This is a genomic window from Dokdonella sp. (genome assembly GCF_035703485.1).
GTDB lineage: Bacteria > Pseudomonadota > Gammaproteobacteria > Xanthomonadales > Rhodanobacteraceae > Dokdonella.
On record NZ_DASSYD010000126.1, the window covers coordinates 1 to 5741 of the forward strand.

At 61.1% G+C, this 5741-nt stretch carries 6 protein-coding genes; 1 reads left to right on the forward strand and 5 read right to left on the reverse strand.

The genetic code is table 11. The annotated features are described in order from the left end of the window. Positions 1-184, reverse strand: a 184-nt coding sequence (locus VFN25_RS09540) for a bile acid:sodium symporter (RefSeq protein WP_325141237.1), incomplete at its 3' end; no start/stop codon positions are given. A gap of 374 nt (positions 185-558) precedes the next feature. Here VFN25_RS09540 and kbl point away from each other — a divergent pair. Then, a complete protein-coding gene (kbl, locus tag VFN25_RS09545; protein WP_325141239.1) occupies positions 559-1746 on the forward strand; it encodes a glycine C-acetyltransferase in 1188 nt (395 codons plus the stop codon). Position 1747: 1 nt separating this feature from the next. On the opposite strand, the gene pyk is transcribed toward kbl, so the two are convergent. From pyk to VFN25_RS09565, 4 genes are all read right to left on the reverse strand, one after another. After that, the gene (pyk, locus tag VFN25_RS09550; RefSeq protein WP_325141241.1) at positions 1748-3214 is read right to left on the reverse strand and encodes a pyruvate kinase; all 1467 of its coding nucleotides are present in this window, start codon (positions 3212-3214) and stop codon (positions 1748-1750) included. A gap of 173 nt (positions 3215-3387) precedes the next feature. Further along, positions 3388-3597 (reverse strand): HAD hydrolase-like protein, encoded by a 210-nt coding sequence (locus VFN25_RS09555; RefSeq protein ID WP_325141243.1) that lies wholly within the window; start codon positions 3595-3597, stop codon positions 3388-3390. A 3-nt stretch (positions 3598-3600) separates the two neighbouring features. Continuing rightward, positions 3601-4041, reverse strand: coding sequence for an HAD hydrolase-like protein (locus VFN25_RS09560; protein WP_325141245.1), 441 nt, complete (start codon positions 4039-4041; stop codon positions 3601-3603). A 3-nt stretch (positions 4042-4044) separates the two neighbouring features. Then, positions 4045-5220 carry a phosphoglycerate kinase gene (locus tag VFN25_RS09565; protein WP_325141247.1) on the reverse strand — a complete coding sequence of 392 codons (1176 nt, stop codon included), beginning with the start codon at positions 5218-5220 and terminating at the stop codon, positions 4045-4047. Positions 5221-5741: the final 521 nt, after the last annotated feature.

Below are 5741 nucleotides of genomic sequence, written 5' to 3' on the forward strand. Positions count from 1 at the left end.
CGGCGATGATGGCCTGGCGTGACAAACGTGCGCCATGGAGAAAAAACAGCAACGCAATTGCGACTATCGAAACAGTATCGAAGAAGCTGGCCGCGTCACCCTCGCAGGGCAACAACGCGGCCAGGAGCACAGTCGCCAACAGCGCTATCGTAAAGCCATCAAACAGAGTCGTGATGCGGCGCATGAACAGTCATTGGGCAGGTCGTGGCGGATCATTTTGCCTCAAGGCAACGCTGATCAAATGGCGCAATCGTCACGACACCTGTCTGCGCGCAGACAGGTGTCGCCTAACCGATTGTTTTTGTTGAAACAGGTGGCATCCAGAAGGTCCGCCCGCCGCACCGCGCGACTCGTCAAGGCAACCAGCCTTCACTTCGCCACGCAGCACGACCGGCGGACCTTCTGGATGCCATGACGGTTGGGCCACTTGATCAGCGTTGCCTCAAGGCCAATACCCGCCGCACTTCACGTTGATCAGCGTTGCCTGAAATTCGTCGGAGCTGCAGGAAAGCGCGCTTTGAAGGACAATCAGGCTTTCCCCTCGATATTGAAACCATCATGGACTCTGCAACCCGCGAACGCTTCAGCGCCGAACTTGAATCAATCCGCGAACAGGGTCTGTTCAAGACGGAGCGCATCATCACCACGCCGCAGTCATCGGCAATCAGTACCACCGATGGACGCGAAGTCCTGAATTTCTGCGCCAACAATTATCTCGGACTGGCCGACAATGCGGAAATCATCGAAGCCGCCAAGTCCGCGCTCGACAGCCACGGCTTTGGTCTCGCCAGCGTGCGCTTCATCTGCGGCACCCAGGATCTGCACAAACAGCTCGAAGCGAAAATCTCGGAATTTCTCGGCACCGAGGACACCATCCTCTACACCAGTTGCTTCGACGCCAATGGTGGCCTGTTCGAGACCATCCTTTCGGACGAGGATGCGGTGATATCCGATGCGCTCAATCACGCCTCGATCATCGACGGTATCCGCCTGTGCAAGGCAGAGCGCCGACGCTTCGCCAACAGCGACATGGCCGAACTCGAAAAGCACCTGATTGAAACGCAAGACAAGCGCACCCGCCTGATTGCCACCGACGGCGTGTTCTCGATGGATGGCTTTATCGCCAAGCTCGACGAGATCGTCGCGCTGAAGAAAAAATACAACGCACTGCTCATGGTTGATGATTCCCATGCAACCGGCTTCGTCGGCAAGACCGGGCGCGGATCCGCCGAGTTGCACGGCGTCATGGACGAAGTCGACATCTACACCTCGACCCTCGGCAAGGCACTCGGCGGAGGCTCTGGTGGCTTCACCAGCGGCCGCCGCGAAATCATCGCCATGCTGCGCCAGCGTTCGCGACCCTATCTGTTCTCGAACACCTTGCCGCCTGCGCTGGTCGGGGCGAGTCTCAAGGTGCTGGAAATCCTCTCGCGCTCGACCGAGCTGCGCGACCGTGTCGAGGCCAACGCGAAACACTTCCGCAAGCGCATGAGCGAAGCCGGCTTCGATCTGAAGCCCGGCAATCATCCAATCGTGCCGGTCATGCTCTACGACGCCAAGCTCGCCCAGCAATTCGCCAATGCCCTGCTCGAAGAAGGCATCTATGTGATCGGCTTCTTCTTTCCGGTGGTGCCGCAAGGCCAGGCCCGCATCCGCACACAATTGAGCGCAGTACACTCGATTGAACAGATTGACCAGGCCGTGGATGCGTTCGTGAAGGTTGGCAAGAAACTTGGGGTGATCTAGATCAAAGCTTGCCCAAGCCCTCGGCCAATCCATCCGCACCCACGCGCAGGACTTTCAAGGTATTGGTGCCGCCGAGCTGGCCTGTGTGGTCGCCGGTGGTCAGGATCACCCGATCGCTCTCGGCAAGATGTCCCAGATTGAACAGATGCTGGATCGCTTCGCGGGCCGCCTGGGCAGGGCCGACTTCATGCGGATCAAATTCGATCGGATGTACATCGCGATAGAGCAGCATGCGTCGACGCGCCCTGCCGTTTCGTGACAGCGCGTAGATCGGCACGCTGGATCGATGACGTGACAACCAGCGCGCGGTGGCACCGGACTCGGTCAAGGCGATGATGGCGCGAACACCAATGCGCCCGGCAAGAAACATCGTCGCCAGGGCGATGGCCTGATCAGTGCGGTCGAGCACGCGGGCGCCTGGACCAATGTCGGCCGGTGGCTCGAACTGGCGTTCGGCACCGAGGCAAACGCGACGCATCGCGGCGACCGCCTTGTCGGGATGCTTTCCGGCTGCGGTTTCCTCTGACAGCATCACCGCGTCGGTGCCATCGATCACCGCATTGGCGACATCGAGCACTTCGGCGCGGGTAGGAATCGGTGATTCGACCATCGATTGCATCATCTGCGTTGCGGTGATGACGACGCGGCTGCGTTCGAGGGTTTCGCGGATGATCTTCTTCTGCAAACCCGGCAACTCTGCGTCGCCGATCTCGACGCCGAGATCACCACGCGCAACCATGACCACTTCGCTGGCCTCGATGATTTCACCGAGCGCGGCAACCGCTTCGGTACGCTCGATCTTGGCCACGATCGCCGCGTCGCTTCCGGCCTCGCGCAGCAGTCGACGCGCCTGCTCGATATCGTCCGCCGTTTGTACGAAAGACACCGCAAGAAAATCGACACCGAGCTCGGCGGCCAGCTCGATATCGTGGCGATCCTTGTCCGACAACGCGGCAACCGTCAGCCCGCCGCCCTGCCGATTGATGCCCTTGCGATCGGACAGCCGACCGCCGACAACAACGCGACAATGCACCAGCTCGGTAACGACCTCGACGACTTCCATGGCGATCAGTCCATCGTCGAGCAGCAAGAGATCGCCGGGCTTCACATCGCGCCAGAGATCGAGATAGCCGACACCGACCCGCGTACTGTCCCCAATCGGCGCATCCGCACGGCAATCGAGGGTAAACGTCTCACCGACTTCAAGGTGAATGGCTCCTTCGGCGAATCGCTCGACGCGAATCTTCGGCCCCTGCAGATCGCCGAGCACGGCGACTTCGCGGCCAAGTTCGGCCGCGGCCACACGCGCAGCAGCGGCTCGCGCACGATGATCATCTGCATCGCCATGGGAAAAATTCAGGCGCACGACATCGACGCCTTCGGCAATGATGCTTTTCAACATGCCTGGCGCATCCGTGGCCGGCCCCAGCGTGGCGATGATCCTTGTGCGGCGCAGTTGCTCAGACATTCCCGGACTCCTGATGGCTTGCGCAGAAAGCTACCACAGTCGAATGACGACAAAGCGCATCCCTGGCGCAAAAGCAAATGCATTCAGCCGTTGCCTGAAGCCGACCACTGACTGACCGGGCCCGTCTGCATTTCGCATGATCCTGTGCATCACCCACGTCGGCGCAGCACTGATCAAGCGGCCCGACAATCGACCAGGCATTCGCCCAATTCCGCGGGCGACGCGACGATGCGATCAGCACCCGCTTCGCGCAACTCCCCGGCACTACCGAAGCCCCAAAGCACGCCGATGCCGCGCACGGAATTCGCCCGCGCACCTTCGATATCAAACCGACGATCACCGATCATCACGGTGTCGTTGGACTTGCCGTCCTGCTCAGCCAACGCCTACGCAACCAGCGCTGCCTTCTCGCTGCTGCGCACGCCCTCCGCGGGGCCGTAGACCGCGTCGAACAGATGGCCAAACGGCAGATGATCAACGATGCGTCGCGCCTGGTCGGAAATCTTGCTGGTAACCACTGCAAGGCGATGGCCACGTACTGAAAGCATCGTGACAAGCTCGCCGATTCCCGCATAGACAACATGCTCGCTCCAGCCAATCTCGTTGAAGCGCTCGCGATAATGATGGACCGCGAGATCGATACGAGCAGGATCCTCACCGAGCACACTCGGGAACGAGGCATGCAGCGGTGGACCGATCCAGCTTCGCAGGATGTCCTGTCCAGGCGGCTCGACATCGAGCGCGCGCAAGGCATGCGCCATGGTCTGCGTGATACCGATTTCCGAATCGATCAAGGTGCCATCGAGATCGAACAGGATCAGGCTCACCGCTCAGGCTCCGCGAGCCCGTAGCGCTGTAACCGCGGGCAGTTCGCGACCTTCGAGGAATTCGAGGAAGGCACCGCCACCGGTGGAAATATAGGAGACCTTGTCGGCAATTCCGTATTTGTCGACCGCCGCCAAGGTGTCGCCGCCACCGGCAATCGAGAATGCAGGTGAACGGGCGATGGCTTCGGCCAGCGCCTTGGTGCCGCCACCGAAGGCATCGAATTCAAACACACCGACCGGACCGTTCCAGACCACGGTACCGGCCTTGTCGATCATCGCCGCGTAGCTGGCGGCAGTCTGCGGGCCGATATCGAGAATCATGTCCTCGTCACCGACATCGGCAACCAGCTTCACCGTCGCCGGCGCGTCGGCGGCAAAGCGCGGCGCGACAACCACATCAACCGGAACCGGAACGTGGGCACCACGCGCCTTCGCCGCGGCACTGATGCGATTGGCTGTTTCGATCAGATCCGGTTCGCACAAGGATTTGCCGACCTTGAATCCGGCCGCGGCCAGAAAGGTATTGGCGATACCACCGCCGACAATCAGCTGATCAACCTTGTCGATCAGGTTTTCGAGCAGGGTCAGTTTGGTCGAAACCTTGGAACCGGCGACGATCGCCAGCAGCGGCCGTGACGGATATTCCAGCGCCTTGGCCAGCGCATCGAGTTCGGCCATCAGCAGCGGGCCACCGGCGGCAATCTTAGCGAAGCGGATCACGCCATGCGTCGACGCCTGGGCACGGTGCGCCGTACCAAATGCATCCATGACAAAGACATCGCAAAGGGCGGCGTACTTGCGCGACAAGCCTTCGTCATCCTTGGCCTCGCCGACATTCATGCGACAGTTCTCAAGCAGACTGATCGAGCCCGGCGCGACGTCGACACCATCAACCCAGTCGCGGATCAGGGGCACTTCACGGCCGAGCAGTTCAGTCAGGCGTGCAGCCACCGGCGCCAGCGATTCAGCCGCGTTCCACTCACCCTCCTTCGGCCGCCCGATATGCGAGGTGACCAGCACGGTCGCACCTTTCTCCAGGGCCAGACGCAAGGTCGGCAGCGAAGCCGTGATGCGCTGCTCGGAGGTTATTTGTCCATCCTCGATCGGCACGTTGAGATCCTGGCGGATCAGTACGCGCTTGTTGCTCAGATCGAGATCGCTCATGCGGATGACGGGCATGCAGATTCCTTGGTCGGAAATGAAAAGTCAGCGCGCCATTACAGCGATAGCGCGTCATCTTTGCAAACCCGGCCCGCCTGATTCGGCCCAAGCGGGATGAAATGTCCCATTCGATCAATGGTTCGCCACACCACCAGACAGCGGCTGCTGAGCGCCTGGGTAGCGAGCAAGCTCCAGCAGGCGCATCCCACACTTGCCGTCATCCCACACTTGCCGTCGCCCCGCACTTGCCGTCATCCCACACTTGCCGTCGCCCCACACTCGCCGTCGCCCCGCACTTGCCGTCGCCCCACACTCGCCGTGGCCCCGCACTTGCCGTCGCCCCACACTCGCCGTCGCCCCACACTCGCCGATAGGGGTCGGGAAGGCTCATCACCTCCCCGCCCTCCGAACCGTGCGTGCGGTTCTCCCGCACACGGCTCTCCAGTTGGTGGTTGCTTCATCGAGATCGGCACGCCAAGGCATGGGCTTGGGTTAACGTGAAAAGCCCTTGCTGAGCGAAGTAGGTATTGGGCCAGCGA

Bases quoted from the DNA above. Each gene is read 5' to 3' on its own strand.
- kbl (WP_325141239.1), top strand. From the start codon at position 559: ATGGACTCTGCAACCCGCGAACGCTTCAGCGCCGAACTTGAATCAATC.
- pyk (WP_325141241.1), bottom strand. From the start codon at position 3,214: ATGTCTGAGCAACTGCGCCGCACAAGGATCATCGCCACGCTGGGGCCG.
- VFN25_RS09565 (WP_325141247.1), bottom strand. From the start codon at position 5,220: ATGCCCGTCATCCGCATGAGCGATCTCGATCTGAGCAACAAGCGCGTA.